At 65.2% G+C, this 26,930-nt stretch carries 18 protein-coding genes and 1 pseudogene; 17 read left to right on the top strand and 2 right to left on the bottom strand.

Features of this window, described 5'->3' with window-relative positions:
• Positions 1-42: 42 nt before the first annotated feature.
• From THESUDRAFT_RS07260 to THESUDRAFT_RS07235, 9 genes and pseudogenes are all read left to right on the top strand, one after another.
• Positions 43-4,785 carry a sugar transferase gene (locus THESUDRAFT_RS07260; RefSeq protein ID WP_006904120.1) on the top strand — a complete coding sequence of 1,581 codons (4,743 nt, stop codon included), beginning with the start codon at positions 43-45 and terminating at the stop codon, positions 4,783-4,785.
• A complete protein-coding gene (locus THESUDRAFT_RS07255; RefSeq protein ID WP_169328685.1) occupies positions 4,686-6,509 on the top strand; it encodes a glycosyltransferase family 4 protein in 1,824 nt (607 codons plus the stop codon). The genes THESUDRAFT_RS07260 and THESUDRAFT_RS07255 overlap by 100 nt, the downstream gene beginning before the upstream one ends.
• A gap of 1,309 nt (positions 6,510-7,818) precedes the next feature.
• A pseudogene (locus tag THESUDRAFT_RS12325) lies at positions 7,819-8,406 on the top strand (sugar transferase); the annotation flags it as partial.
• 531 nt (positions 8,407-8,937) lie between these two features.
• Positions 8,938-9,774: a glycosyltransferase family 2 protein gene (locus tag THESUDRAFT_RS12905; protein WP_083855375.1), complete on the top strand. Its 837-nt coding sequence runs from the start codon at positions 8,938-8,940 to the stop codon at positions 9,772-9,774.
• 333 nt (positions 9,775-10,107) lie between these two features.
• Positions 10,108-11,217, top strand: a complete 1,110-nt coding sequence (locus THESUDRAFT_RS07245) for a glycosyltransferase (protein WP_006904117.1) — start codon at positions 10,108-10,110, stop codon at positions 11,215-11,217.
• 34 nt (positions 11,218-11,251) lie between these two features.
• Positions 11,252-12,433: a hypothetical protein gene (locus THESUDRAFT_RS13445; RefSeq protein WP_006904116.1), complete on the top strand. Its 1,182-nt coding sequence runs from the start codon at positions 11,252-11,254 to the stop codon at positions 12,431-12,433.
• Complete coding sequence (locus tag THESUDRAFT_RS15280) at positions 12,387-13,292, top strand: glycosyltransferase family 2 protein (RefSeq protein ID WP_006904115.1); 906 nt, start codon at positions 12,387-12,389, stop codon at positions 13,290-13,292. The genes THESUDRAFT_RS13445 and THESUDRAFT_RS15280 overlap by 47 nt, the downstream gene beginning before the upstream one ends.
• Positions 13,293-13,538: 246 nt before the next feature.
• Entirely contained in the window at positions 13,539-14,216 is a 678-nt protein-coding gene (locus THESUDRAFT_RS12320) for a YveK family protein (RefSeq protein WP_006904114.1), read from the top strand.
• A 15-nt stretch (positions 14,217-14,231) separates the two neighbouring features.
• Positions 14,232-14,993, top strand: coding sequence for a CpsD/CapB family tyrosine-protein kinase (locus THESUDRAFT_RS07235; RefSeq protein WP_006904112.1), 762 nt, complete (start codon positions 14,232-14,234; stop codon positions 14,991-14,993).
• Positions 14,994-15,113: 120 nt separating this feature from the next.
• Here the strand turns inward: THESUDRAFT_RS07235 and THESUDRAFT_RS07230 are convergent, their stop codons facing one another.
• Entirely contained in the window at positions 15,114-15,305 is a 192-nt protein-coding gene (locus THESUDRAFT_RS07230; protein WP_006904109.1) for a hypothetical protein, read from the bottom strand.
• 197 nt (positions 15,306-15,502) lie between these two features.
• Between THESUDRAFT_RS07230 and THESUDRAFT_RS07225 the strand changes: the two genes are divergently transcribed.
• On the top strand, positions 15,503-16,840 hold the full coding sequence (locus THESUDRAFT_RS07225; RefSeq protein ID WP_006904108.1) for a CocE/NonD family hydrolase: 1,338 nt from the start codon (positions 15,503-15,505) through the stop codon (positions 16,838-16,840).
• Between the two features lie 263 nt (positions 16,841-17,103).
• Positions 17,104-17,715: a CpsD/CapB family tyrosine-protein kinase gene (locus THESUDRAFT_RS07220; protein ID WP_242823270.1), complete on the top strand. Its 612-nt coding sequence runs from the start codon at positions 17,104-17,106 to the stop codon at positions 17,713-17,715.
• 191 nt (positions 17,716-17,906) lie between these two features.
• On the opposite strand, the gene THESUDRAFT_RS07215 is transcribed toward THESUDRAFT_RS07220, so the two are convergent.
• Positions 17,907-18,098 (bottom strand): hypothetical protein, encoded by a 192-nt coding sequence (locus THESUDRAFT_RS07215; RefSeq protein ID WP_006904106.1) that lies wholly within the window; start codon positions 18,096-18,098, stop codon positions 17,907-17,909.
• 121 nt (positions 18,099-18,219) lie between these two features.
• Between THESUDRAFT_RS07215 and THESUDRAFT_RS07210 the strand changes: the two genes are divergently transcribed.
• From THESUDRAFT_RS07210 to THESUDRAFT_RS07185, 6 genes are all read left to right on the top strand, one after another.
• A complete protein-coding gene (locus tag THESUDRAFT_RS07210; protein WP_006904105.1) occupies positions 18,220-19,926 on the top strand; it encodes a CocE/NonD family hydrolase in 1,707 nt (568 codons plus the stop codon).
• 249 nt (positions 19,927-20,175) lie between these two features.
• Positions 20,176-21,528, top strand: coding sequence for an ROK family transcriptional regulator (locus THESUDRAFT_RS07205; RefSeq protein ID WP_006904104.1), 1,353 nt, complete (start codon positions 20,176-20,178; stop codon positions 21,526-21,528).
• The gene (locus THESUDRAFT_RS07200) at positions 21,528-22,622 is read left to right on the top strand and encodes an extracellular solute-binding protein (protein WP_006904103.1); all 1,095 of its coding nucleotides are present in this window, start codon (positions 21,528-21,530) and stop codon (positions 22,620-22,622) included. The genes THESUDRAFT_RS07205 and THESUDRAFT_RS07200 overlap by 1 nt, the downstream gene beginning before the upstream one ends.
• Before the next feature lie 108 nt (positions 22,623-22,730).
• On the top strand, positions 22,731-23,840 hold the full coding sequence (locus THESUDRAFT_RS15030; RefSeq protein ID WP_006904102.1) for an ABC transporter ATP-binding protein: 1,110 nt from the start codon (positions 22,731-22,733) through the stop codon (positions 23,838-23,840).
• 198 nt (positions 23,841-24,038) lie between these two features.
• Positions 24,039-25,715, top strand: coding sequence for an ABC transporter permease (locus THESUDRAFT_RS07190; RefSeq protein WP_156821750.1), 1,677 nt, complete (start codon positions 24,039-24,041; stop codon positions 25,713-25,715).
• 223 nt (positions 25,716-25,938) lie between these two features.
• Positions 25,939-26,817 carry a creatininase family protein gene (locus THESUDRAFT_RS07185; protein ID WP_006904100.1) on the top strand — a complete coding sequence of 293 codons (879 nt, stop codon included), beginning with the start codon at positions 25,939-25,941 and terminating at the stop codon, positions 26,815-26,817.
• Positions 26,818-26,930 lie beyond the last annotated feature (113 nt).

The following is a 26,930-nucleotide window of genomic DNA, read 5'->3' as shown; positions in this document are numbered from 1 at the left end:
AGATCGACGGCCGCGCGGCGATCCACGGAAGGAGGACGCGGGGTGGACGGATTCCTCACCACACCCGGCGCCACGGCTGTCCTGGCCCTGGCGCATTTCGCCCTAGTTGCTTTCGCCTTCTGGCGCACCCGCCGCCCGCTGTTCACCGGCTTTCACGTGTTCTTGGGACTCGAGGCGGTGGCCTATGGCGCCCGCCCGCTGCTCAACCTGCTGACCGGCCGCTACCTGCTCTACGGCACCCCCGCCATCCTCATCCCCGGCGGCGCCCCGGTGTCCTTCCTGCCCCCGGCGCCGGTCGAACCGGCCGCCTGGGCGGCCTACAACCGCGGCCTGGCCATGCAATTGGTCTTTGCCGCCATCCTGATGGCCGCCTATGGGTTGACCGCCTATGGGTTGCCCGCCCGGATGCCGGCGAAACGCAGGACGAAGGATGCCCCCGGGCGCCGGGAAGGCGGGGAGAGTGTAAACCAGGATACACTGCCGGCCATTCTGGCCATGCCGGCCACCCCGGCCTCACCCTCGCTGGCCGTTGCTTGGCTCGTGTCCCTGTTGCTCGGCACGGCGGCCGTCGTCGCGATGCACGTCCTCTCCGGCGGCGCCTGGCTCCCGGGTCACCGGGCCGGAACCACGCTGACCGCCGCCGTCCCCTATGGGAAGATCCTCTTCCCCCTGGCCGTGATCCCGCTGGCCGCCAGCTTGCCCCTGGCGCGGATAGCTGCCGCTGTATGCACCATTCGCGAAACCCTCGGGCATCGTACCGGTGACGGTGGTGAGGATGGTGGTGGCAGCGCTGGCGGGGGTGGTGACCGTGATCGCCACCGGAGGGGCTTCCTTTGGGGGCCGGCAGTCTCGGCAGGCTCGGTAGCCCCGGCGGCCCTGGTGGCGGGAAGCCTCTGGGCGGTCGTCTTGCTGCTGCTCCTTTACCAACGTGGCTACCTCTTAACCGCCCTGGTGACCACGGCCTTCGTGGACGAGCGCCTCCGCCCCTGGACCTTCCGCCGCCTGGCCGTCCTGGTCGCCGGGCTCCTCGTCGTCCTGGCCGGTGCCCGGCCCCTGGCGACGGCGGTGGCCGGGGTGGTAGAAGGGGGGCGCCCTACAGCGGCCGCGACGGCCCGATCCGACGGACCCACGATCCAACCCCCTTCCGGGCAGGCGCCGGGTGGGGTTCCCGTCCCAGTCGCAGCTGCAGGTGACGCCGCAATCCCAAGGACGGCCGCGGCCGTACCCGCCTGTGCCCAGCCCTGGATGGCACCCCCTGCCCAGGCTGTACGGCCGGCGTCCGCGGCCAACGCCTCGCACTCCGAACCGCAGCCGGCGCCGCGCCCCGTCCCGGCCGCCCTTCACTTCTTTGCCCGCACCCCCAACTTCGACGGGCCCGACGTCTGGGTGCTGGCCCAGGGCCTCACCACGCAGCACGGGTTCCTAGGGGGCCGGACCCTGGCCGCCGTCCCGGCCCGCATCCTCACCCCCGCCGCCCGCGGCGAGCGTTGCCTGCTGACGGCGGCCGATGTGCTCAACACCTACCGCTGGCGCCAGTTCTACTGGCAGACCGGCTTCGGCTTCAACGTCTCCCTGGCCCAGGAGGTCTACCTGAACTTCGGGCCGGAGGCGCTGCCCGCGGCGGGCGCCCTGGCCGGCCTGCTGGCCGCCGCGGGGGACCGCTATATCACCCGCAGGCGCCCTTGCCCCCGCTGGGACCCTCGATGCAGAGGCTGGCGCCGGCTTCGGCTCGTTGGCGCGCCCTTCCAGATCTACACCGCCTGCGCGGTGCTGGCCGCCGCGGCCTTCACCAAGGAACCCGCCGCCACCCTGCAGTGGACCGCGGCCTACCTGCTGGTGGGGGCCGCCATCGAGGCCGGCGCCCGGCTCGTGGTCGGGCTTGGCTCCCGATTCTTCGGCGGGGATCCTGGCGATGGGGGCGGCACCAGCCGCCGGATCGCCGACGCCGGGCCTCGCCTCGTGGTCCGCCCCGTGACGGCCGATCCGGCCGGTGCCACCGCCCCCCGCCGGACGGGGGCTCCACCGACCCTCCTCCGGCCCGCTTCGACCCCGAGGCAAGCTCCACAGTCCGCCCACCCGCCGGTTGCCCCAGCCCGGATGCCGGCGCCGGGGCAGGCCCGCCAGCTTGCCACCCCCGCTTCCTGCCGCCCCGTGCGGGTGGTGATCTGCCGCTCCAACCCCGTCGACCCCGACCCCCGGGTGGAGCGGGTGGCCCGCAGCCTGGCCCGGGCGGGCTATGAGGTCCAGGTGGTGGGGTGGAACCGAGCCGTCTACGGCCGCGGCCTGCGCCACCTTCCCGCCTGGCTGGGCTGGCAGGCCCGCCTCCTGGGCTGGCTCCTCCGCCACCGCCGCCAGATCGACGTGATCCACGCCTGCGACTTCGACACCCTGGTTCCGGCCTTGCTGACCAAGGCCGCCTCGTACCGGCCGCGGTGGCCCGGCCTCGCGTCCCGGATCTGGACCCGGAGCCGGTCCCCCCACCCGGGTGGCCACCCCACCTGCCGCCCGCCCGGTGCCATCGCCGTGATCTACGACATTTTCGACTGGTATGCCGACACCGTGGCCGGCCTGCCCGGCCCCGCCCGCCGCCTCCTGGCCGTCCTGGACCGGCGCCTCCTCACCCGGGCCGACGCCGTGATCCTGGCGGACGAACGCCGCCTGCCCCAACTGGGCGCCGCCCGCCCCCGCCGCCTGGCGGTGATCTACAACAGCCCGGACTGGGAGGGGGAGCAGCAGGCGAAGCGGGAGGGCGAGGGGCAGCCGGAGCGCCGGGACCAGCCGGAGGGGAAGAGGCAGGGGACCACGCCATCCACGGCCAGGGCACCATCCCACGGAGCCCATCAAGGGAAGAAGCCGGAGGGGGAGCGGCAGGGGGAGAGCGAGCGCGAAAGGGCCGGACGGGCCCCGCGGCAGGGCGAGGGCGAAGCGCCAGGGCCACGGGACGAGGCAGGGACGGGGTGCCGGGATTGGACCGAGGGTCGGGAACAGAGGACAAGGCAAATTCTGCACCGGGCCGCGGCGGGAAGGCCTGCCCTGCGCCTCGCCTACGTGGGAACCCTCCAGCCCGGCCGGGGCCTGCAGAAACTGCTGGCCGTCCTGGCCCGTCACCCCGAATGGCACCTGGACCTGGCCGGCTTCGGTCCGGAAGAACCGGTCCTCCGCCGGCTGGCGGCGGGCCTACCCAACGTGCGGTTTCACGGCCGGGTCTCCCACGCCGGCTGCCGGGAGCTTGACGCCCGGGCCGACGTGATCCCCGCCCTCTACGATCCCGCCATCCCCAACCACCGCTACGCCAGCCCCAGCAAGGTCTTCGAGGCCATGGCCCTGGGGAAGCCGGTGATCGTGGCCCGGGGGACGGGCATCGACCGCCGCGTCCGGCGCCACCGGCTGGGGTGGGTGGTGCCGTACGGGAGCGTCGAGGCGCTGGAGGCCGCCCTGACCGAGGCGGCGGGGTGGACCCCGGCCCGGCGCCGGGCCTTCTCGCGCCGAGCCCGGCGGCTGTACCGCCGTCGCTGGGGCTGGCCTCGGATGGAGCGGCGCCTTCTTCGGCTGTATCGGGACGTGGTGACGGTCCACGAGGAAGAAGGGCATCGGCAGCCCGAACCCTTCAAATCCAATGCATGGGGTTGTACCAGTGGACTGGATTGCACCGAACCCGGGGGCTGCGAACCCGCGAACCCTTGGGCCTACGAACCCGCGGAACCCGGCGGCTGCGAACCCCCGGGCTCCGTGTCCAGGTCCAACGCCGGCCTAGGCCACCCGTCCGTCCACGTTGCCCCGAAGCAAAGCGCCCGACCCAAGGGGACCAGCAACCCGCCACCGGACTCCCCGCCACCAAAATCCCCGCCGCCGGTCTCCCGGTCGCCCGAGCGCCGTCTTCCGGCTCTCCGGACCTCCACCCGCGTTCCCCGGGTCCTCATCGGCCGCCACGTCCCCCCGGCCGCCCGCCGCCAGATCCTCCTGTGGGCGCTGGGCAACGGCATGGCCGTCGACCTCATCCCCGACCCCTACGAGGTGCTGGTCGCTAGCGCCCGGTGGAGCCGCCTGGGGGACGCACCCCTCCTGCGCATTGGCCCCCTCAAGCCGCCCCCGCTGGCCCGCCTGGCCAAGCGCCTTCTCGATGTGGTGGGGAGCCTGGCGCTGCTGGTCCTCTTCGCCTGGGCCTTCGCCCTGATCCCCCTGCTGATCTGGCTGGACGACCGCGGCCCCGTCCTCTACCGCCAAACGCGCCTGGGCCTTCACGGCCGCCCCTTCACCATCCTGAAGTTCCGGACCATGGTGGTTGGAGCCGAACGCCGCACCGGACCCGTCTGGGCCCGGCAGGACGATCCAAGGGTGACGCGAATTGGACGACTATTGCGGGCCACGCATCTCGACGAATTGCCCCAACTGGTCAATGTGCTGCGGGGCGAGATGAGCCTGGTGGGCCCCCGGCCCGAGCGCCCGGAGCTGGCGGCGCGGTTCTCCCTGGACGAACCGGCCTTCCGGCTCCGCGAGGCCGTCAAGCCAGGGCTGACAGGCCTGGCGCAGGTCGAAGGGCTGTACGAAACTTCGCCTGCCGCGAAGGTTCTTTGGGATCTCCGGTATATGGCCGGATGGCGACTGGTTCGGGACATCAGGGTTCTGCTACGCACGGTGGTGAGGCGCCTATTCCGGGTATGGGTCCCCTCCTCCAGGGCTTCAGTTTGGACCACGCTAACGGGTGGGGCCTGGCCCGGGGCTATGCGGCCGAGCACGGGTTCCGCCGCGGGTCGACCCTGGCCGCCATCCCGGCCCGGTTCCTGACTCCTCCCGCCCGGCAGGCTACCCGCTGGCGGACGGCCGCCGACCTGCTCAACGAGCACCGGTGGAAGCGCTTCTACGGGCAGACCCGCTTCGGTTTCAACGTGACCCTGCCCCAGGAGGGCTACCTGAACTTCGGGCCCTGGCCGTTGCCCGCGGCGGGGGTCCTGGCGGGGCTGCTGGCGGCCGGGGGCGACCGGTGGCTCTGGCGCCGCGGGGCCAGGAGAAGTTGTCCCTCCGGCGGGCCGCCGGGACAGCACCGACATCAGCACTGGGTCCGCGGCATGCCCGGCGTAGCCCGGCCCCCTGCGACCAGCCGGAGCGAAGGAGGGGCTTCCCAAGGCTTCAGGACAGGCGCCCGCCTGACGGTGGCCAGTGCGAGGCGCCTGCACCCCGGCATCCCGCCTGTGTTGCCTGGTGGACCCGGCTGGGTCTACGCGGTCTGCGCCCTCTTCGCCGCGGGCGGCTTCGTCAAGGAGCCCGGGGCGACGCTGCAGTGGACCCTAGCATACCTCTTCCTGGGCGGGGCGGTGGACCTCGCCGCCCGGGCCGTGACACGGGCGGCCGCTCCCCGAACGAAGGGAGTGGTGATCCTGAGGTCCAATCCCGTGGCACCCGACCCCCGGGTGGAGCGGGTCGCCCGGACCCTGGCCCGCGGGGGTTTTAAGGTTACGGTGGTGGGGTGGGACCGGGAGGGCGCCTTCCCGGAACTAGAGGGGACCCCCTTTGGCATACTGGTGCGCCTGCGCACGCCAGGCCGCTACGGTGGGGGAACGCGCAACTTGCCGGCCCTGCTGCGCTGGCAGTTGCATCTCGTGTACTGGCTCCTGTTCCACCGCCGGTACTATTCGATGATCCACGCCTGCGATTTCGATACGCTGGTGCCCGCCCTGCTGGTGAAGCTCCTCCTGGGGAAGCGGGTGGTCTACGACATCTTCGACTGGTGCGCCGACACGGTGCGGGGACTGCCTGGATTCCTGCGCCGTTGCCTGGCCCGGGTGGATCGCTGGCTCCTGGGGTGGGCTGACGCCGTGATCCTGGCGGACGACAACCGCCTCCCCCAGCTGGGGAAGGCCCGCCCTCGCCGGCTGGAGATCGTCTATAACAGCCCGGATTGGGATCCGAAGGATGTGATTCGGGGGCTGCCGCCCTGGCGGGGGCTCCGCCTGGCATACATCGGCCTGCTGCAGGCCGATCGGGGACTGCTGGAACTCCTTGAGGTCATGCGCCGGCACCCGGAGTGGGAACTGGACCTGGGCGGGTTCGGGGCGGAGGAATACCTGATCCGGAAGGCGGCTGCGGCCTTGCCCAACGTTCGTTTCCGTGGGCGCGTGCCCCATCACCGCTGCATGGAGGTCTACGTCCGGGCCGACGTGTTGCTGGCTACCTACGACCCGTCCGTCCCCAATTACCGGTACTCCAGCCCCAACAAGCTGTTTGAGGCTATGCGGCTGGGGAAGCCCATCGTGGTGGCAGAAGGCACCGGGATCGACCGGCGGGTCAAAGCCTGGGAGTTGGGGTACGTGGTGCCCTACGGTGACACGGACAGCCTGGAGACCGCCCTGCAGGATGCCGCTGGGTGGACGGGAGAGGAGAGGCGGGCCTTCGCGGTCCGAGCGCGCCGGATTTACGACGAGCATTTCTCGTGGAGGATCATGTCACAGCGTTTGCTAGGCTTGTATGATGACATGCTCACGTCAATCGCGCCCCCGACAAGTTCCCCGTAATGCGGGTTGCCAGCCGATGTCCCGGACAACGGCCGGGAGCCGCAGGAGGGGAGGAGGCAGGAGTGAGGAACGTGCGAAAAAGTAAATCTTTCATCAGGATTGGTACGTAGGAGGAAAATCGACAATTCGCACGAACTGAATGGAATGTTCATGCAAGGGATGGCTTGATACAGTATCCTTAATCTGGGTTTACTAGGGGAGGAGCCGCTGGTTCTGGATGGATTTGCCTCAATGAGCCTGCCATTGTCCGCACAGGCTGATCTTCCTTGAAAGTGGCAGCGACGTGGCATATTCTGGTGAGACGGCTGGGGTTCCTCACGGACGTTACGTTTGTATAAAGGGGACCGGCGGACAAGTTGGGGGGGAAAGTGTGTCATGCGCAGCACCGGGGAGGCCGGGGAACGGCCAACCGGCGACTCACTGTCAGGATTGATCACCCAACCCCACAGGTCCGTCAAGGGCGCGGTTGTACCCGAACTAGGAGCCTTTACCCGTAACGAGCCCGTCATATTACGACGGGTATTCGGCCGACGGTCACGCCGGGTCCTGCTCCTGGCAGGCGACATGATCATTGCCGTAGCGGCCCAGGTGGGGGGGCATTTGCTAGCCGGCGACATGGAGGAACTCCGGGCACTGCTTTTCCGCGGGCCAGTCTCACCGGACGGTTTCGCGGCGGCCGTTGCTACGGTTTCTACCATTGTTCTCCTTGCTCTCTACAGGGGTTATCGCGACCTGCACCGGCCCTTCATGGAGTTAGCTCGGGATGTCACCACGGCGACTCTGTGGTCGGTCCTTATCACCATGGCCGCCCTTTATTTCTATGTGCCTGATCGTGGGGTTTCGAGAGCAGTGGAGGTGACCGCGGGTACCCTCACCGCGATCTCCCTTTCTGTATGGCGGATTCCGTTCGTACGCCGTGCAAAGCACGCGTATTACCAACACCACGTCACCCTTGTGTCCGCCGACCCCCTTGGGTGGCAGGCACGACTACCCGACTACGTTTCGATTCGCCATGCGCTGACGCCGGCTGACTTCCTCGAGGCGCCACCGGCGACTGACCGTGTGGTCCTTGCCCCTGATGTCCCAATGGAGTACCGGGAACGCATCGTGAGTTGGGCGCTACGGCATCAGGTGGACCTCTATGTCGTGCCCAATACGTATGAGATCTTGATGGCTTCTGGGCGGCTGACTCACGTCGGTGACATACCGTTGATGACCGTGTATCGTTTGGCATTGCCGATTGAACTCAGAGCGGTTAAGCGGACCCTGGATCTGGCTGGAGCGCTGTTGCTTTTAGTTAGTCGCGTTCCTTCCCGTCCTCCTGATCGTGCCGCTCCTAATCTGGCTGGAGGACCGGGGACCTGTGTTCTACCGCCAGCGGCGGGTGGGCCGTGACGGGAAGATTTTCGAACTGATCAAATTCCGTACCATGGTACCGGACGCCGAAAAGCTCACGGGTGCCGTCTGGGCCCAAGAAGACGACCCGCGGGTGACTCGCGTCGGAAAGTGGTTGCGAGCGACTCGGCTCGACGAATTGCCTCAGGTCCTCAATGTGTTGCGGGGAGAAATGAGCTTGGTGGGCCCGCGGCCGGAGCGTCCCGAACTGGTGATGGAGTTTGCAGGGCGTAATGCGATGTTCCGGGCCCGGGAGGCCGTCAAGCCCGGGATCACGGGACTGGCCCAGGTACTGGGACGATACGATACCGACCCCGATTCAAAGCTCCGGTTTGATCTGCTCTACATCACACGGTGGGGACTCGGTCTCGACCTGCTGATCATGTTCTGGACGATTCCCGTAATGTTATTCCCGCAGAGCGTCAGCAAGGCAGCCGAGCGGATCACACGACGATTACGTCTGGAGGTATGGTCCTCAGCCGGCATATCTGGCCGTAGGTAGGTCTCTCCCCACTATGTGGCGAGTGTGTTACTCTCGTATACGCACACGGGGGTTAACGTACGGGGCGTGCACTGATGACGGGCAGGATTTAGGGTGGGACTTGCTCTAAATTAGATGGGGACTTGGGCTAGGTGTTCTGCTTTTGACTCGAACGGTAACTACGCATTAACAAGGCGGTTGTTCAGCGTCGATATCCGGAATTGATTAACCAGATATGGAATGTGCATGACGAGTCTAGATCCTAGAGAGACTTGGCACACCGTAGCACTACCCCGCCATAGAAACCGAGTAGGGGCGGGAAGGCGGTTACTCGATTCGGTATGTGATGTATTGGCTTTCAGGGCGAATGGATCATTCTATGGGTGCAAATATAGGGGCACGGAGACTTTGGAGGCGTTACCGTTGGAGAGTCGAGCATGGCCTCTCACTTCAGATTTTGCGGCTGATCCGCGGACGAGAGACCTGACAGCACGGATCGCGTACCCTTTAAGGACTTTGGTTTGCACTCGATCGAGGCCATGGAGATGAGAGATGATGCACAAGATGCCCACTGTGAGTGTGCTCATGACTGTTTATAATGGTGAAAGGTATTTACCAGATGCCCTTGAGTCGTTGAGGAATCAGACCTTTCGTGACTTTGAAGTAGTAATCGTCGACGATGGATCGACGGACCGGTCCAGAGAAATCATCCAATCCTATATCGAAAGAGACAAACGTTTCAGGATGATATGCGCTCAGCGCGTGGGGCGGGCCGCTGCGTTGAATCTGGGGCTGCGACACTGTCGTGGGATTTTTGTTGCCGTCAACGACGCGGATGATATATCTGTGAACAATCGCCTCGAAGTTCAGGTGGAATTTTTGCGTAGCAATCCCAATGTTGTATTGGTAGGCGGATGGGCTGAACTGATTGACGAAAATGGTCGTATCCTTGGAAGGCGGTGCCCGCCCGAAGGTGGTTGGCGCATTAAGAGCCTGCTTTCTTTGGGAAATCCTATTGTTCACTCCACAGTAATGTATCGACGGGAGATATTGTCATTGATTGGTGGTTTTGATGAGACGTTAAGCTGTGCAATTGATTACGATGCCATCGAGCGGTGTATGCGATACGGGCCAGTGTCGTGCTTACCTGTAATCGTAGCGCGGCACCGTCGCCACAAGGGTCAATACTTCCGCGGCAGTATTGCTGCACAAATGCGTTTTCGAACAGCAGCCAAGACTGCTGTTCGAATTGCGTGGAATCATGCGACATGGATGGTGCCGTTGTCCATCATGATATATATTGGGGCCTTCGCACCTTTAAGTTCTCCGTTCATGCGCGTTGCTCAATGCATTCATACACGCATGGTACACGGACGGCACGCCGGTTAGAAGAAAGTGTTAGCGTGATGGTTATCCAGGTTTTCATGGCAGTATATGACTGTGGGTTATCCACAGCGGCGTTGACCCCGGCCACGGGATCGTCGCACGATAAAACGTTTGACAGGTATTGGTTTTTGCTCATGTTTCTGTAGAACGGGGAAATCATGACGTTAGACGACGTAGTAAAGCTCAAGTTCCGTAAGGAGAGGAGAATTTATAGCTTGGTGTACCGTAATGTTGCTGGGAAGGGGCTGCAAGGAAAACGTTAAGTCATAGGACAACGGCGTACACGGCGCGGCATTACTCAGGTTGCTAGAATTGAAGACGCAATTGGAGGCGGCGATGGTGGAGCGCATAGCTCTGTTCATACCGAACCTTGGAGGAGCTGGTGCGGAACGAGTATTTGTACACTTGGCCCGCGGCTTCACGGAGAGCGGTGTAACGGTAGATTTAGTTGTCCTTGATGGAAATGGTCCAATGCGCGAATATCTGGCCCCGGGTGTACGGCTGATCGAGTTGAATGTCCGGCGAACCTTATTGGCAATAAGGCCGCTGGTACGATACCTTAACGAAGTCAGGCCAAGCATATTGATTTCGGCGTTGGACCACGCCAACATCGTGGCTTTGTTGGCGCGTCGTATGGCGAAGAGTGAGTGTAAGGTGGTCGTGACCGAGCATAGCACGCTCTCAATTCATTCGAAAAATGCGAGAAATTTGCAGGGACGTGTCATGCCAATGCTTGTTCGGCGATTCTATGCCGAAGCGGATGCTATTGTGGCGGTATCGGAGGGGGTGAAGAGGGATTTATTGGCTCATGGGTTGCCTGAGGATAAGACGTATGTGATTTACAATCCCGTCGTAACTCCCGAGATGGAGTTATTAATGAGGGAATCCGTAGATCACCCATGGTTTCAGGACGACCAGGACATCCCGGTGGTAATAGGGGCCGGCCGCCTTACGAAAGCGAAGGACTTTCCGAACCTGATTAGAGCATTTGCAAAGAGTTGTCGGAAAACGCCTATGAGACTAGTGATTCTCGGTGAAGGTGAGGAACGCCCGCAACTTGAGGCCCTTGTTCACGAGTTGCGGCTCGAGTCATCTGTATGGTTGGCTGGCTTTGTTTCGAACCCATATAAATATTTTGCACGTGCAGATTTGTTCGTGTTGTCTTCCAGATGGGAAGGATTCGCCATGGTGCTGGTAGAGGCGTTGGCGGCCGGTCTCCCCGTTGTGTCAACAGATTGTCCTCACGGTCCACGCGAGATTTTAGCTGGGGGCGTCTATGGTAGGCTTGTGCCTGTTGGAGACGCCGAAGCTCTGAGTGATGCGATGCTCAGTGCCTTGAGTGAAGATCATAATAGGTCTGTGTTGATTGAGCGTGCTCAGGAGTTTTCGTATCAAGCGGCAGTGACGAGGTACCTTGAACTGATTCAAATGCTAGTCGGTGAATGACACGCTGCAGATGAGGGCGTTCGGTGAGGTCAATATGGAACGAACGATTGGGGGACAGTCGACTCAAAACGCGTGTGTGATGTTATTCATTCTCATCTCTCTGGCACCAGTGTTGCTCTATATCGTGCAAAATGCTATGGCAATGGCACCAGATATCCCGGATAGTAAGCTGTACATGAGCCAATTCGTAGATGGGCTGAGAACTGACAATTTGGCCGTCCGATTCTATTATGTAGTCTATGCTCCTTTGCAATTGGCGTTTGGGCCGGATCCCATAGTCTCTGTCATGCTTAACGGAGTTTTTAATGCGTTAACCGCCGGTGTTTCGTGGCTGGCATATCGCGAGTTGGCTTTGAGGGCTAACGTTAGAGTATTGTTTATTTTCGGTATGCTGTTTTTATTGTGGCCAGCGCTCGCACGATACAGCAGTGCGCCTGTTCGGGAGTCGATGTTCTTGATGACGTGGTCTCTATTTATCTACGGAGCGTCGCGTGGCACAGGTATGCATCTGTTTATGGCGGTTATGGGCGGATTGTGCGTCGTACTGTTGCGGCCCGAGTTTTTACCTGTAGTCCTGTTAGTTCATCTGGTTTTTGTGGTTGCAAGAATAAAGTCTCAGTGGCGAATTCCAATGTTGGTCTTCGGTAGCGTAGCAATGGTGTGGGCCGGGCGGTGGGTAATGGGCTTGTTGAACCTCGATCATCTTCTCTCCCCTGAGAGGATTGCCTGGGAAAGGAACTATGCAGTCATCCGGTACGGTGAGGACAAGGTATATGGCCAAGTCCAATGGACATCGTGGGTGGACGTAGTCAAAGATGCTCCAAAGCTGTTGCTTTGGTTCTTGCTGTCGCCGTTCGGTACTAGTGATAGACCGTTTCAAATGGTGGTAGCGGCCTTGGATGCCGTCTTTTCGAGCTTGGTGATTTTGGCCGGTCTTTGTTCTTTTGTCACTCAAAAGCAACGTAGGGAGACGGTGTGGATGGCGTGCGTGGCGATGGTGGCTATCTCAATGGCGATCGTGGAGTACCATGTAGTGGGCGCGGTACGACACAGAATGCCTGTTATCTTGATGCTTCTACCTCCAGCTGCGAGCGGCATTGAGCATGGCATTCGTAACATTATCCGGAAGTCGAGATTGGGCGGAGAAAGCGTGAGAAGGGAGTGGTCGAATGGTAAGGGCTTTGTCGGTGTTAATCGCTACGAGGAATCGTCCTGATGCGCTAAGGTACTGTCTTTCTAGTGTTGCTCGGCAGGCACGTCCGCCAGGTTGGAATGTAGAGGTAGTGGTGCTAGATGATGCGCCAGAAATTAGTGCTCGCGAGGTCGCTGAAAGTTTTTCGGAGAGTTTACCTATACGATATGTACGTACCGACGCTCGGTTGGGGGTTTCTGGAGCACGTAATCGTCTGGCTGAGGAAGCAAAGGGCTCTGTATTAGTCGTACTAGACGATGACGCAGCATTTGTCGATGATGATGCGCTGGTGCAGGTTGTTAATGCGCTTGACCGCGACAGCTCTATTGGTCTTATTGCATTCTACATTTACGACGATCCAGGTGGCACGTTACACGTGCCGTTTTCGAGGCTAGCGATACGGCGGGATCCGAATATCGTCAGTCAGGAAGGGTATGTTTCCTATTTCAACGGTGGAGGTTATGCCGTTCGGCGTGCCGTTTTGAATGCTGTGGGATTGTATGGTGCGGACATGAAGTATGGATGCGAAGAGTTGGACTTAGCATTTCGGCTAATCGAAACCGGATGGACTATCCTTTATAATCCCAGAATTAAGGTTCGGCATTGCGTGGCCACGAGCAGTTATTCAAGAGAATGGAAAGCATTCTATGGCTTGCGCAATCATCTGTGGGTTGGTAGAAGGTACCTACCGCTTCCTTATAGAGTAGTGTACCTGGTGTCATGGATAGTCTATATGGGTTCCGAATTGATGGTTCGGTACCGACGACCAGACATGGTTTGGGTAGCAATTAAAGAGGGGATTGGTGCCCCGCAACCCAGGCGTATTCTGTCTAGAAGGGCAATGAAATACTTAAGGCAGCATTATGGAAGGCTATGGTGGTAACATGACGACTAATTAGTGGCGTTGTGGTGGAAGTGGTTCTGAATGCAAGGTTTACGGTCCCTTCGCGGGTGCTGTGAGATTGAGAACTTGCACGCGACAGGATGTTGGAGTTTGGGAAGGACCGAAGGCGAGAGAAAAAGGGTTCTAGGTTCAAAGGAAGGGGCCGGGTACCGGTATTATTGTGAATGAATGTTGCAGGTGAGTCCTTTAGGTATGTAGGCTTTATTGTGATGCGAGGTGGTCTAGTTGAGTTGGGAAGTTGGGGATGCCAGTGTTTCGGTTGGCGACTTGATGTCGCCCATATTCCGGCGCTGGCGAACCGTGGCGCTATTGGTAGTCTTCTCTATTCTGGTGGCGGTGGTGCGAATCATAATTGTTACGCCCGAGTTCGAAGCCAAGGCCCGGCTCATCGTCCTGGCTCCTAACGAGGCGGTCACGGATTTGCAAACGTTGCAACTGTACCGCAACTTGGTCCCGGCCTATCAGGAAATCCTGTCCAGTCGGAGGGTTATGGTTGCTGTTCTACAAGAGCTCAAGCTAGATTGGTCCCCGAGTGAGTACCGAAGGAGGGTTCGGATTGAAGCACACGAGGAATCACAAACGTTGGATGTCGTGGTTCGGGCAGGGTCGCCCGCAGAATCGGCCTGGATCGCCACCGCCGCGGCACAGGTTATGACGCGTGTGGCGGCGGACGTTATGCAGGAAGAGCGGCTCGTCCTGCTCGATCCCGCGGCACCGCCGGAGAAGCCCGTGACTCCGCGGCCAGTGCTAGAGCTTGTGCTGGCGTCGGTGTTAGGCCTCATGGTGGGGACCGGAGTTATCTTTGCGTTGGAGATGTTCGACCGCCGCATCAGGGACGAGGTTGCCGTCGAAAGGCGACTTGGCTTGCCCGTCCTCGGCGTGATCCCGCATATTGACCTGTAGAAGGGAGGCGCCGCCTTGGCGGAAGCTTTCGGAGCTGAGCACCAAAACCTGGCTTTACGGTACCGGTCGAGCGGCTCGGAGCGGTTCCGTGCTGCGGATGAAGGTCACGAAGCCGGCTTTTTGGGCGGGCTACAGTCGCATTCCCCGGCCGTGGAGGCCTACCGGCTCGTCCGTACGAATCTGCAGTACCTAGCAGTAGACAAGCCGCTTCGTAGTATCATGATCACCAGCGGACTGCCGGGGGAAGGTAAGTCTCTGACTGCCGCGAACCTGGCTTTGAGCTTCGCCAACGCCGGGAAAGCAACCGTTCTCGTCGATGCAGACATGCGGCGGCCGGTGCAGTCGGCACTGTTCGGGCTGCCGAACGTGTATGGCCTCTCCGCGGTCCTTGCTGGTTCCTGCACCCTGGAAGAGGCGCTGCAGCCTGTGCCCCGTGCCAAGAACCTGTGGGTCCTGCCCGCCGGTCCGACACCGCCCAACCCGGCAGAGCTGCTGGGGTCACGTCGCGCCCAGGAGCTATTCACCGGGCTGATCAATGATTATGAGGTCGTGATCTATGATACTCCGCCGCCAGGTATGGTGGCGGATCCCCTGGTACTGGCACCGCAGGTGGATGGCGTGATTCTGGTGGTCAGTGCCGAGAACTCTGACTACGTGCAGTCTCAGAAGGCTAAGGAGGCTCTGGAGAAGGTCGGCGCCCGCATTCTGGGGGTCATCCTGAACGACGTGCCACTCAAGCGGATGGGTTATTACGCCCGTTATTACCGGCGGCGCTGAGGTCGGAGGTCGGGGGGTAGCCAAGCGAGCCGCTGGCCAAAAGGAGAACACGGTAGAGATAGAGATAAAGAAATGCCGGTCCTGAGTTTGACCGGCACTTTTTCTAGGGTCTAGGTGCCTTCAACGGAACCCGAGCGACTCCACCATCCACCAGATGGCCAGCAATCCGCCCACAGCGGTGATTCCCGCGAGCACCAGCATAGCTTCCGTTAGGAGGGCTCGCTCGGAACCGGAAAGAACCTCTTCCGGGGTTGGACGGTCGTTACGGCTTTCGCGCAGGGCCTTGACGACAACGCGGAACAACTTACCCAACGCCTATTCCTCCGTGAATCTAAAACTTGTCAAGAATGATTGATGTTCTCGAAAGCTGTTGATTGGTGTCTATACAGATTTCCACGGTGGTGCCCTGTTGCCAGATTGGCTACCTCCCCAATGCTGGAGGTCCGGAAACGTGGCTCTGCGGGTGGGATGCCGGTCCTACCACCGGAAGGCAGAAAGGAGGACTCGCCTTGGCCTGGCTTGGTGATACGCCCCAACCCTCCGTGGCTTCCAACGGGTCGCCGTCGTCCCGGTCGTCCCTCTTCAGTAATCGGGATCCATCCCGTCCTGTTTACCCCGTTCGCCACGAGTTCAACGTCCGCGTTCCCATGCGGGACGGAATCACCCTCTCCGCGGACATCTATCGCCCCGATGCCCCGGGCCGCTTCCCCGTGGTCCTGGCCCGGACGCCGTACAACAAGAATTCGCAGCGGGCCTGGCATTACGGGAACTTCTTTGCCAAGCACGGCTATGTTTTCGTCTGGATGGACGTGCGCGGGCGGGGGGACTCGGAGGGGGAGTTCGTCCCTTACCGTAACGACGCCCGGGACGGTTACGACGCCATCGAATGGCTGGCTAGCCAGCCCTGGTCCACGGGTGACGTGGCCACCTGGGGTGGCTCCTATCTTGGCCGCATCCAGTGGCTCACTGCCCTGGAGAAGCCGCCGCACCTGAAGGCGATGATCGTCCACGTGACGCCGTCGGACCCCTACGTGGAGTGGCCCACGGGCACGCCCGGGCCTATGCACGTGTGCTGGAACCGCATGACCGATGGCCGGGTTCTTCAGTACGTGGACAAGATCGACTGGATGAAGGTCTACGAGCACATGCCGCTCTTGACCATGGACGAGGCGGCGGGGTTCGTCAGCCGGCACTGGCGGGAGGACTGCGCCCACCCCACGCTGGACGAGTGGTGGGAGCCCCTGCGCTACCAGCACCGCTTCCACGAGATCGACCTGCCGGTGCTGCACGTCTCGGGCTGGTACGACGACGAGCAGATCGGCACGCCCCTGAACTTTGCCGGCATGGTGCGGCAGGCCCCCAGCGAGCGGGCCCGGCGCGGACAGAAGCTGATCATGGGGCCCTGGGGGCACCAGGTGAATGCCAGCCGCAAGCTGGGCGAGGTGGACTTCGGCCCTGACGCCGTGATCGACCTGGACGGCTACGAGCTGCGCTGGCTGGATTACTGGCTCAAGGGCATCGACAACGGCATCGGCGACGAGCCGCCGGTCAGCCTGTTCATCATGGGCGCCAACTACTGGCGGGACGAGTACGAGTGGCCCCTGGCCCGCACCCAGTGGACCAAGTTCTACCTGCGCAGCGGCGGCCGGGCCAACAGCCGCTTCGGCGACGGCGTGCTCTCCATCGAGCCGCCAGCGACGGACGAGCCGCCGGACGTCTACCTCTATGACCCGGCCCGGCCGGTGCCCTTCATCACCGACCCGCTGTGCCGGTTCGAGATCCCCCTTTGGAGTACCCTCGCTACGGCTCATGCCGGGCGTCCTGGTATGGCGACCGCTGAATGCTGAATCTTTTTGGGATAAGGCTGCCGTAGGCTCCGCCTAGACTTGCCTGTCTTGGCGGGATTCGACATATTGACCTTGTAGACGATCGAGGGGAGGCAAAGCTTTTGGCTGAAGGGCATGCTGTACCGGCACGCGAATCCGGCGGGCCACGGCGGGGAAGGCTGGAGGGGTTCCGGCGCCAGCGAAGGGGGGAGCCGGCGGCAGGCGCAGAGGCGGGGATGATCGGAGGGATTCAGGCTCATTCCCCTGCCATCGAGGCGTACCGGATGATTCGCACCAACCTCCAGTACTTGGCCGTGGACAAGCCGTTGCGGAGCATCCTGGTCACGAGTGGCCTGCCGAGCGAGGGGAAGTCGTTGACCTCAGCCAACCTGGCCTTGAGTTTCGCCAACGCCGGCAAAGCGACCGTACTGGTCGATGCCGACCTGCGCCGGCCGGTGCAGGCGGCGATGTTCGGGCTTCCCAATGTCTATGGGCTGTCGGCCGTACTGGCGGGCTCGTGCACGCTGGATGAGGCGCTGCAATCGGTTCCCCGCGCCCGGAACCTCTGGGTTCTTCCCGCCGGGCCCACGCCCCCCAACCCGGCGGAACTTTTGGGGTCGCGGCGGGCCCAGGAGCTCTTTGCCTCCCTGGCGGGGGACTATGACATCGTGATCTACGACACCCCGCCCCCGGTGATGGTGGCCGATCCTCTGGTGCTGGCGCCCCACGTGGACGGGGTGATCCTGGTGGTCAGCGCCCAGAACTCCGATTACGTGCAGTCGCAGAAGGCGAAGGAAGCTCTTGAGAGGGTGGGGGCATGGATTCTAGGCGTCGTGCTCAATGATGTACCGCTCAAGCAGCTGGGTTATTACGCCCGCTACTACCGCCGGCGATGAGATACCCCGCCGCCAGGCCGAGAACCAGTGGGCGATGGGCGACAGGTGGCCAATCGCCGATACGGGGTAATGGATGGTGGTAGATAAGAGGCCTGGTCATAATTGGGATCGGGGATAAATAATGACGCTTAATGGTCCTGGCAGGTGTGCATCACATGACAGGTGTGCATCACAAGTGTGCATAACCGCAACTACGGCCGGACGCTCCCGTCGATGAGCCACCACAGGCCGAGCACCAGACCCACCATCAGGATCCCTGCGGCCACCAGCAGCGTCTCCCGCAGCAGGGCTTTCTCCGCGTTGGAGAGAACGTCTTCCGGCGTGGGACGGTTGATCCGGTACTGTCGCAAAGCCTTGATAAGGACACGGCAGAATCGGATCAACTTGCCTTCCTCCTGCCATCCGGATTGTGGAAGGAACCCGGCCTGTCGAACCGCGTCGCTCCACGCAAAGGTCTGTTCGCGCTGGCAGGCCCGGTTCCTGTAGCCAGAAGGAGGTTCCCCTTTGGCCCGGCTTGGCGACATGCCCAGACCCAGTGATCGGGCGGCGGCGGGCGGGGTTTACACCGTCCGCTGCGAGTTCAACGTGCGGGTGCCCATGCGGGACGGGATCACGCTCTCGGCGGACATCTACCGTCCCGATGCCCCGGGTCGCTTCCCCGTGGTGCTGGCCCGGACGCCCTACAACAAGAACACCGAGCGGGCGTGGCGGTACGGCCACTTCTTCGCCCGGCACGGCTACGTCTTCGTCTGGATGGACGTGCGGGGGCGGGGGGACTCGGAAGGGGAGTTCGTCCCCTACCGAAACGACGCCCGGGACGGCTACGACGCCATCGAGTGGCTGGCCCGCCAGCCCTGGTCCAGCGGCGACGTGGCCACATGGGGTGGCTCCTACCTTGGCCGCATCCAGTGGCTCACCGCCCTGGAGAAGCCGCCGCACCTCAAGGCGATGATCGTCCATGTCACGCCGTCCGACCCCTACGTGGAGTGGCCCACAGGCACGCCCGGGCCCATGCACGTGTGCTGGAACCGCATGACCGACGGCCGGGTTCTTCAGTACGTGGACAAGATCGACTGGATGAAGGTCTACGAGCACCTGCCGCTTCTTACCATGGACGAGGCGGCGGGGTTCGTCAGCCGGCACTGGCGGGAAGACTGCGCCCATCCCACGCTGGACGACTGGTGGGAGCCCCTGCGCTACCAGCACCGCTTCCACGAGATCGACCTGCCGGTGTTGCACGTCTCGGGATGGTACGACGACAAACAGATCGGCACGCCCCTGAACTTCGCCGGCATGGTGCGCCACGCGCCCAGCGAGCGGGCCCGGCGCGGACAGAAGCTGATCATGGGGCCGTGGGGGCACCGGGTCAACGAGAGTCGCAAGCTGGGGGAGGTGGACTTCGGCCCCGAGGCCGTCATCGACCTGGACGGTTACGAGGTGCGCTGGCTGGACTACTGGCTCAAGGGCATCGACAACGGCATCGGCGACGAGCCGCCGGTGAGCCTGTTCATCATGGGCGCCAACTACTGGCGGGACGAGCACGAGTGGCCCCTGGCCCGCACCCAGTGGACCAAGTTCTACCTTCACAGCGGCGGCCGCGCCAACAGCCGCTTCGGCGACGGCGTGCTCTCCACCGAACCGCCGGCGACGGACGAGCCGCCGGACGTCTACCGCTATGATCCGGCGCGGCCGGTACCCTTCATCACCGACCCGCTCTCCAGCCAGATCGGCGGTCCCGACGACTACTCCGCCATCGAGACCCGCGGCGACGTGCTGGTCTACTCGACGCCGCCCCTGGAGCGGGACGTGGAGGTCACGGGGCCGGTGAAGCTGGTGCTGTACGCCTCGTCATCGGCGGTGGACACCGACTTCATGGCCAAGCTGGTGGACGTGCACCCCAACGGCTTCTGCCAGCGGCTCTGCGACGGCATGGTCCGGGCCCGCTTCCGGGAGGGCATGCACAAGGAGGTCCTGATGGAGCCGGGCAAGGTGTATCGCTTCGAGATCGACCTCTGGAACACGGCCCAGGTGTTCAAGCGCGGGCACCGGATCCGCCTGGAGATCGCCTCCAGTGCCTTCCCCAAGTACGACCGCAACCTGAACACCGGCGAGCCCCTGGCCACCTCGACGCGCATGGTGGTGGCGGAGAACCGGGTCTGGCACACGCCGGCGTGGCCGTCGCACCTGATCCTGCCGGTGATCCCGGAGTAGGCGGCGTAGGGGACCGGAGCAGGGGTTGAAACGCGTGGTTCAGGCGGCGCTTCCCGGGGGTTGGAACCGCGGGGCGCCGCCGTTTCGGTCCGGGGGCCGGGGTCCGGGCTGCCCCCTGGACCGTTGGATTTTCGTTCCGGAAGGATTCGCCCGCCCGAGGACGAAACCACGCCCTGGCGAAGTTCGTTTCGTCATTAACAAAAGTTAGTTCTCGCCGGTTGGTTCGCTGGCTGGAAGAGGGTGCGTCGGGTGGCAGGTGCGGCCGGGCGGTTTCCCGCCCAACGGTTCCCATCGTCTCCTTCCGGGCATCGCTGGGCCATCCTTCACCTGCTGCGCCAGCATGGACCCCTGTCCCGCAAGGATCTGGCCCGCCGCACGGGGCTAAGCCAGCCCCGGGTGTCGGCCCTGGTCCGGGAATTGCTGGACGAGCATCTGGTCCAGGAGGTGGGGACGGGCCGGTCGTCGGGCGGGCGGCGTCCCGTCCTGCTGGACCTCAACCCGGCGGCCTACTGGGTGCTGGCGGCCATGGTGGAGGCGGATCGCTGCGACGTGGCCATGGCCGACCTCAGCGGCCGCCTGGTGCGGGTCGAGACGGTGGACCTGCAGCTGGCGGCCGGGCGGCCCGGCAACGGCCAGGAGGCCCTCGACCGGCTGGCTGAAGCGCTGAAGGGGGTGGTCAAGCGCGCCGGCCTGCCCCCCGACCGCTGGCTGGGAACCGCCGTCGGGGTGCCGGGCATCGTGGACCCGGACACGGGCAGGGTGCGCCGGGCGCCGGGGGTTGGATGGTGGCAGGATGCCGCCGTCCGGGAAGGACTGGAGAGCCGGCTGCCCGGGCCGGTGCTGGTGGAGAACGACGTGAACTTGATGGCCTTGGGCGAGTATGCCCGCGGCGCGGGGCAGGGCGCCCGGTGCCTGGTGCTGATGTACGTGGGCACGGGCATCGGCGCCGCGGTGGTGGCTGGCGGGCGCCTGTTCCGCGGCGCCACCAGCGCGGCGGGCGAGATCGGCTATCTCCCGGTGGGCCTTGTGCCCGATGCCGTGGAGGCCGGGGAGGCCGTTGACGCCAAGGAGGCCGTTGACGCCGAGAGGGCCGTTGGCGCCGGGGACGCCGGGGACGCCCGGGATGCCGGGGATGCCGGGGAAGGTTCGGTCCAGCCTGGCTTCGGTTGCTTCGAAGCGCGCTACTCGGCCCGGGCGGTCGCCCGGTTCCTGGAAGGCCGGGGGATCGCCCCGGATGGCAGGCCGGTGGCGGTCCTGGCCGAGCTGGCGCAGCGGGACGCGGAAGCGCGCCGGTTCTTCCGCCGGCTCATCGCCCACTGGGGGCTGGCGGTGGCGAGCCTGGTGGCTGTGATCGACCCCGACCGGGTGCTTCTGGGCGGAGAGGCCCAGGCCATCGGCCCGGAAGGGCTGGCCGAGCTGCGCCGCGTGGCGGCCCGGTACGTGCCGGACCTCCCGCCCATCGCCTTTGCGGCCCTGGGGGCCCGGGCAGGCCTCGAGGGCGCGGTGTACCAGGTGTTGAACAGCGCGGGCCCCGGGATGGGGCATGGGGCCCGCCCTACCAGTACGGGAGCTGCCAGTACGGGAACAGGAGGGACGCCGTGATGCGTCTTTGGGGCAAGAAGGCCGCGGCCGCGCTGGTCGTGGCCGGGACCCTGGCCTTGACCGCCTGCGGTGGCGGCGGCCCGGCGCCGGCTGGGGAGCAGGGCGGCGCCGGCAGCGGCGGCGGCGAGGAGAACAAGCTGGTGATCTACACCGCCCGCGACAAGGCGGTCTTCGAGTACGTGATTCCCAAGTTCGAAGAGAAGTACCCCGAGTACAAGGGCAACGTGCAGGTCGTCAACATGGGCGCCCAGGAGATCCTGGAGCGGGTGCGGGCGGAGAAGAGCAACCCGCAGGCCGACTTCTGGTGGGGCGGCACCCAGCAGGCCCTGGACCTGGCGGCCCAGGAGGGTCTGCTGGCTCCGGCGCCCGAGTCGGTGACGGCCAAGGTGCCCGCCCAGTACCGGCACCCCGAGGGTCTGTGGGTCGGCGAGATCCTGCTGCCCGAGGTGATCATGTACAACACCGACGCCCTCTCGCCGGATCAGGCGCCCCAGGACTGGGACGACCTGCTGAAGCCCGAGTGGAAGGACAAGATCATCATCCGCGCGGTGCCGGCGTCGGGGACCATGCGGACCATCTACTCGGCCATGATCTACCGCCAGTACAAGGAGACGGGGTCGGTCGAAGCCGGCTACGACTGGCTGCGGCAGCTGGATGCCAATACCAAGGAGTACGCCGCCGACCCGACCACCCTGTACCTGAAGCTGGCCCGCCAGGAAGGCCTGGTCAGCCTCTGGAACCTGCAGGACATCCTGATCCAGGCCGAGACCAAGGACATGCCCTTCGGCTACGTCATGCCAAAGAGCGGCGCCCCCATCCTGGTGGACGGTGTGGCCATCGTCAAGGGCGCCCGGCACCCCGAGGCGGCGCGCAAGTTCATGGAGTTCCTCTTCGACGAGAGCCTGCGCCTGGAGCTGGCGTCCAACCTGTTCCAGATCCCGACCCTGGAGGACCTGGATCCCGCCCAGATGCCGGAGTGGCTGGCCGGCCTGGAGCTCAAGCCCATGGATCTGGACTGGGCCATGCTGGCCGAGAAGGAGCAGGAGTGGATCCAGTACTGGGATCAGAACATCAAGGGCAAGGGCGGCCAGTGACGTGAAGACCGGCCGGTGACGAGCGGGCCGGCCGGTGGTGTGAGGGCCGGGGCGCCGGGTGCGGGACCGCCCGCCCGGCGCCCCCACCCCGCCGGGGGGAGGGGAACGGTGAAGGCGCTGACGCTGGACCGCGTGTCCAAGGCCTTTGGCGACAACTTGGTGGTCCAGGACGTGAGCCTGCGGGTGGAGCCGGGGGAGCTCTTCACCCTGCTGGGGCCGTCCGGCTGCGGCAAGACCACCCTGCTGCGCATGGTGGCCGGGTTCTACTACCCCACCCGGGGCCGGATCCTCTTCGGCGACCGCGACCTGACCACGGTCCCGCCCCACCGGCGCGGGGTCGGGATGGTCTTCCAGAATTACGCGCTGTTCCCCCACATGACGGTGTTCGAGAACGTGGCCTTCGGTCTGCGGCTGCGGCGGGTGCCGCGGGACGAGCTGGCCCGGCGGGTGCGCCGGGCGCTGGCGCAGGTCCAGCTGGAGGGCTACGAGGGCCGCCGGATCGACCAGCTCTCGGGCGGCCAGCAGCAGCGGGTGGCCCTGGCCCGGGCCCTGGTGATCCAGCCCGACCTTCTCCTGCTGGACGAGCCCCTCTCGAACCTGGACGCCAAGCTGCGGGAGGACACCCGCTCCGAGATCCGGCGGCTGCAGCTCTCGGCGGGGATCACCACCCTCTACGTGACCCACGACCAGGCCGAGGCCATGGCCATGTCGGACCGCATCGCCGTGTTGAACCAGGGGCGGGTCCTGCAGGTGGGCACGCCGGAAGCCATCTACCACCGCCCGGCCAGCCGCTTTGTGGCCGGGTTCATCGGCAAGAGCAACCTGGTGGACGCCACGGTGGTGCAGCGGCGGGCGGACGGTGCGGTCCAAGTGCGAGCCGGGGACGTGCTGCTCTGGTGCGAGGCGGGGCGCAGCAATCCGGGCGTGCCCGTCGATGAGGGACGAATCGTCACCCTCTGCATCCGCCCGGAGGCTTTCCAGCCGGCGGCGGCCGGGGCGGCGAACGTGCTGCGCGGCCGGGTCCTGGTGGCGGAGTATGCAGGGTCGCACACCCGTTACCGCCTGGAGGCCGGGGGTCTAGAATGGCTGGTCGACCTCCCGGCGGGAAGCGGTGCCGCGGTGCGGCCGGGCGGGGAACTGGAGGTGGCCGTGGCGCCGGCGCAGATTTTCATCGTCGAAGCGGCTGGCGCCCAGGCGGGCGGTGCGCCGGCCGCTTGAGCAGGCCCGGGGAAAGGGGGGAGACCGGTGGGCAACGGAGGGCGCAGCGGGGGGCCGGGCGCTCATGGAGCGCCGGCTATCAGGTCAAGGCAGGAGGCCAAGGCCGCCCCGGGCGGCGGGCACCGTGCAGGGAGCGCAGGGGCCTGGGCAGGATCGCCGGGGCCGGCCACGGCCGGTGCGGCGGTCCCACACCGCCGCTTGCGGCGGCTGGTGCCGTACCTGGCGGTGCTGCCGCTGGCGCTCATCCTGGGCGGTTACGTGATCTATCCTTTGTGGGCGACCTTCGTCACCAGCCTCCAGGCCGGCGGCCGGTTCAGCCTGGACCACTACCGGGCCTTCTTCGACCGCCAGTACACGGCACCCATGGAGGCCCTGGTCACCAGCCTGGGGATCTCCCTGCTCAGCGTGCTGCTGGCCGGGTTCGTCGGGGTCAGCCTGGCTTTCCTGCTCAACCGCCTTGAGTTTCCGGGGCGGCGGCTGCTGCAGACCCTGGTGCTGGTTCCCATCTCCCTGCCGCCGCTGGTGGGCGTCCTCTCCTTCATGTTCCTCTACGGCGAAAGCGGGATCGTGCCGCGGGCGCTGCAGCATCTTCTGGGCCTGGAGCAGGTGCCCTTCGCCCTGCGGGGGATCGCGGGCGTGCTGGCCGTGCACACCTTTACGATGTATCCCTTTTTCTACATGACCACCGCCACGGCGCTGCAGGGGCTGGACCCGTCCCTGGAGGAGGCGGCGCGCAGCCTGGGGGCCACGGGCTGGCAGGTGTGGCGGCGGGTCACCATGCCCATGCTGACGCCGGCCCTGGTGGCGGGGTCGCTGCTGGTGTTCATGCAGTCCATGGCGTCGTACACCGCGCCGCTGCTCTTTGGCGTCGACCGCACCCTGACCATGCAGATCTACGTGGCACGGACCAACGGCGACCTGGCCATGGCGTCGGCCTTCTCGTCGGTGCTGTCCATGGTGTCCATCGCCTTCCTGTTTTTCATGCGCTGGTACCAGGACCGGCGGGTGTACCGGAGCCTCTCCAAGGGGGTCGCCTACCACCGGGCCGAAGTGCGCAGCCCGCTGCTGCGGTGGGCGGCCATGGTGCTGTCGGTGCTGGGCACGGTGCTGGTGCTGTTGCCGGTGTTCGTCCTGGTGCTGGTCTCCTTTTCGGTCAATGCCCGGTGGACGGTGCAGGTGCTGCCGCCGGAGTACACGCTGGAGAATTACGCGGCCATATTCAGCGACCCGCGTTTCTGGGAACCGGTGCGGACGAGCCTGGAGACCAGCTTTCTGGCGACGGTGGCGGCGGCCCTGTTCAGCGTGGCGGCGGCTTACGTGGTCCTGCGCCTGCCCATCCGCGGGCGCGGGCTGCTGGACGCGGCCATCATGCTGCCGTGGGCCCTACCGGGCACGGTGGTGGCCATCAACCTGATCGCGGCCTTCAACCAGCCGGGGCCCCTCACCCTGGGCCGGGTCCTGGTGGGGACCTTCTGGATCCTGCCCCTGGCCTACTTCGTGCGCCTGATGCCCCTGGTGTTCCGGTCGACCGCGGCGGCCCTGGCCCAGCAGGACCCGTCACTGGAAGAAGTGGCCCGCAGCCTGGGGGCCACCTGGCTCTACAGCTTCCGCCGGGTGGTGCTGCCGCTGATGATGCCGGGGGTGCTGGGCGGCGCGCTGCTGGCCTTCGTGGAGGGGATCGGCGAGTTCGTGGCGTCGATCCTGCTCTACACGCCGGACAACGTGCCCATCTCGGTGGAGATCTTCCGGCGGATGTACTCCTTCGAGTTCGGTACCGCCACGGCCTACGGGGTGCTGCAGATCGTGCTGATCCTGATCGTGCTGGGCATCAGCAACCGGCTCCACGGCGGCGGGCGGGCGCCGGCGGTGATCTAGGCTGGTGGTGCGGCGGCCAGGCCGGAGGCCCGGGGGCCGGGTGGGAGCCCCGTCGGCCCGGGTGGGAGGCGCGGCGGCCCGATGGGAGGCGCGGCGGCCGGCCGGGCTCGTTAGCGTGCCGGCCAAGGGGAAGGCCGGCTCCCGGCGCCGGCAGGCATGGAGCCCGGAGGGGCCCGGAGATGCCGGGGAGACCGCGCCGCGGGCTGCGGGAGGAGGCACGGCGATGCGCAACAGGCAACGCGAGATGGGACCGGAGTCGGCGGCTGCGCCGTCCTGGGCACCGCCGGAGGGACCGGCGTGCGTGGTGCCCATCCACCGGATCCCGGGCGGCCACCTGGAGGCCTGGATCGCCAGGGCGGACTTTGCCCTGCTGCCCCTGGCCAGCCTGGAGTGGCACGGGCCCCACATGCCCCTGGGCACCGACCTGATCCTGGCCGAGGGGCTGGCCCGGCGGCTGCGGGGCGACTTCACGGCGCTGCTCTACCCGCCCTTCACCTACACCGCCTGCCCCGGCAAGACCCGCCACTACCCGGGCACGGTGGCCCTGCGGGCGGAGGTGGCCCTGGCGGCCTTGTGCGACGTGCTGCGGGGGATCCTGGGGGCCGGATTCGTGCGGGTGATGATGCTCAACGCCCACGACGCCAACATGGCCATCGGCCGGGCGGCGGCGGAGGCCGTGTCGGGCGAGTTCCGGGCCAGCATCCTCCTGGTCAACTGGTGGCAGATGGTCACCACCGAGGAGACGGCGGGCATGTTCCGGGCAGAGGCGGGGGATGGGCGGCCCGGGCGCGGCCACGGCGGGCCCTTTGAGGCGGCGGCCACGGCGGCGCTGGACCCGGGCTCGGTCGACCCGGCCCTGGCGGCCGAGCTCCCGCCCCGGCGCCCGCCGGCGGCGGAGCGGCCCTTCGTGCTGGTGGAGAGCCACCCGTCCCCCTGGGCGGGGTACGCGGGGTTCGTGCGGGATGCCACGGAGGCCAAGGGCCGGGTCATCGTGGAGCGGGCGACCCGCCACCTGGAAGACCTGGTGGCCGCCTGGCTGCGGGCGCCGCTGCCGGACGAGCCCGGGCCCCGGCGCGGGGGGCCGGCGGGGGCCGGCGGGTAGCGCCTGGCAAAGCGGGGCAGGGCCGTCCCGCGCACGGAAGCCGCGCGCCCGCTGTACGGGGCCTAGGAAGCCACGGGCGGGGCGGCCGCGGTCTAGGCAGCCGCGGGCCTGGA

The sequence above is a fragment of the Thermaerobacter subterraneus DSM 13965 genome (genome assembly GCF_000183545.2).
Classification (GTDB): domain Bacteria; phylum Bacillota; class Sulfobacillia; order Thermaerobacterales; family Thermaerobacteraceae; genus Thermaerobacter; species Thermaerobacter subterraneus.
Note: the sequence above shows the minus strand (reverse complement) of the source record. Positions and strands in the feature narration are given on the sequence as shown.

Bases quoted from the DNA above. Each gene is read 5' to 3' on its own strand.
- THESUDRAFT_RS12905 (WP_083855375.1), top strand. From the start codon at position 8,938: ATGATGCACAAGATGCCCACTGTGAGTGTGCTCATGACTGTTTATAAT.
- THESUDRAFT_RS07245 (WP_006904117.1), top strand. From the start codon at position 10,108: ATGGTGGAGCGCATAGCTCTGTTCATACCGAACCTTGGAGGAGCTGGT.
- THESUDRAFT_RS13445 (WP_006904116.1), top strand. From the start codon at position 11,252: ATGGAACGAACGATTGGGGGACAGTCGACTCAAAACGCGTGTGTGATG.
- THESUDRAFT_RS15280 (WP_006904115.1), top strand. From the start codon at position 12,387: ATGGTAAGGGCTTTGTCGGTGTTAATCGCTACGAGGAATCGTCCTGAT.
- THESUDRAFT_RS07220 (WP_242823270.1), top strand. From the start codon at position 17,104: ATGATTCGCACCAACCTCCAGTACTTGGCCGTGGACAAGCCGTTGCGG.
- THESUDRAFT_RS07200 (WP_006904103.1), top strand. From the start codon at position 21,528: ATGCGTCTTTGGGGCAAGAAGGCCGCGGCCGCGCTGGTCGTGGCCGGG.
- THESUDRAFT_RS07185 (WP_006904100.1), top strand. From the start codon at position 25,939: ATGCGCAACAGGCAACGCGAGATGGGACCGGAGTCGGCGGCTGCGCCG.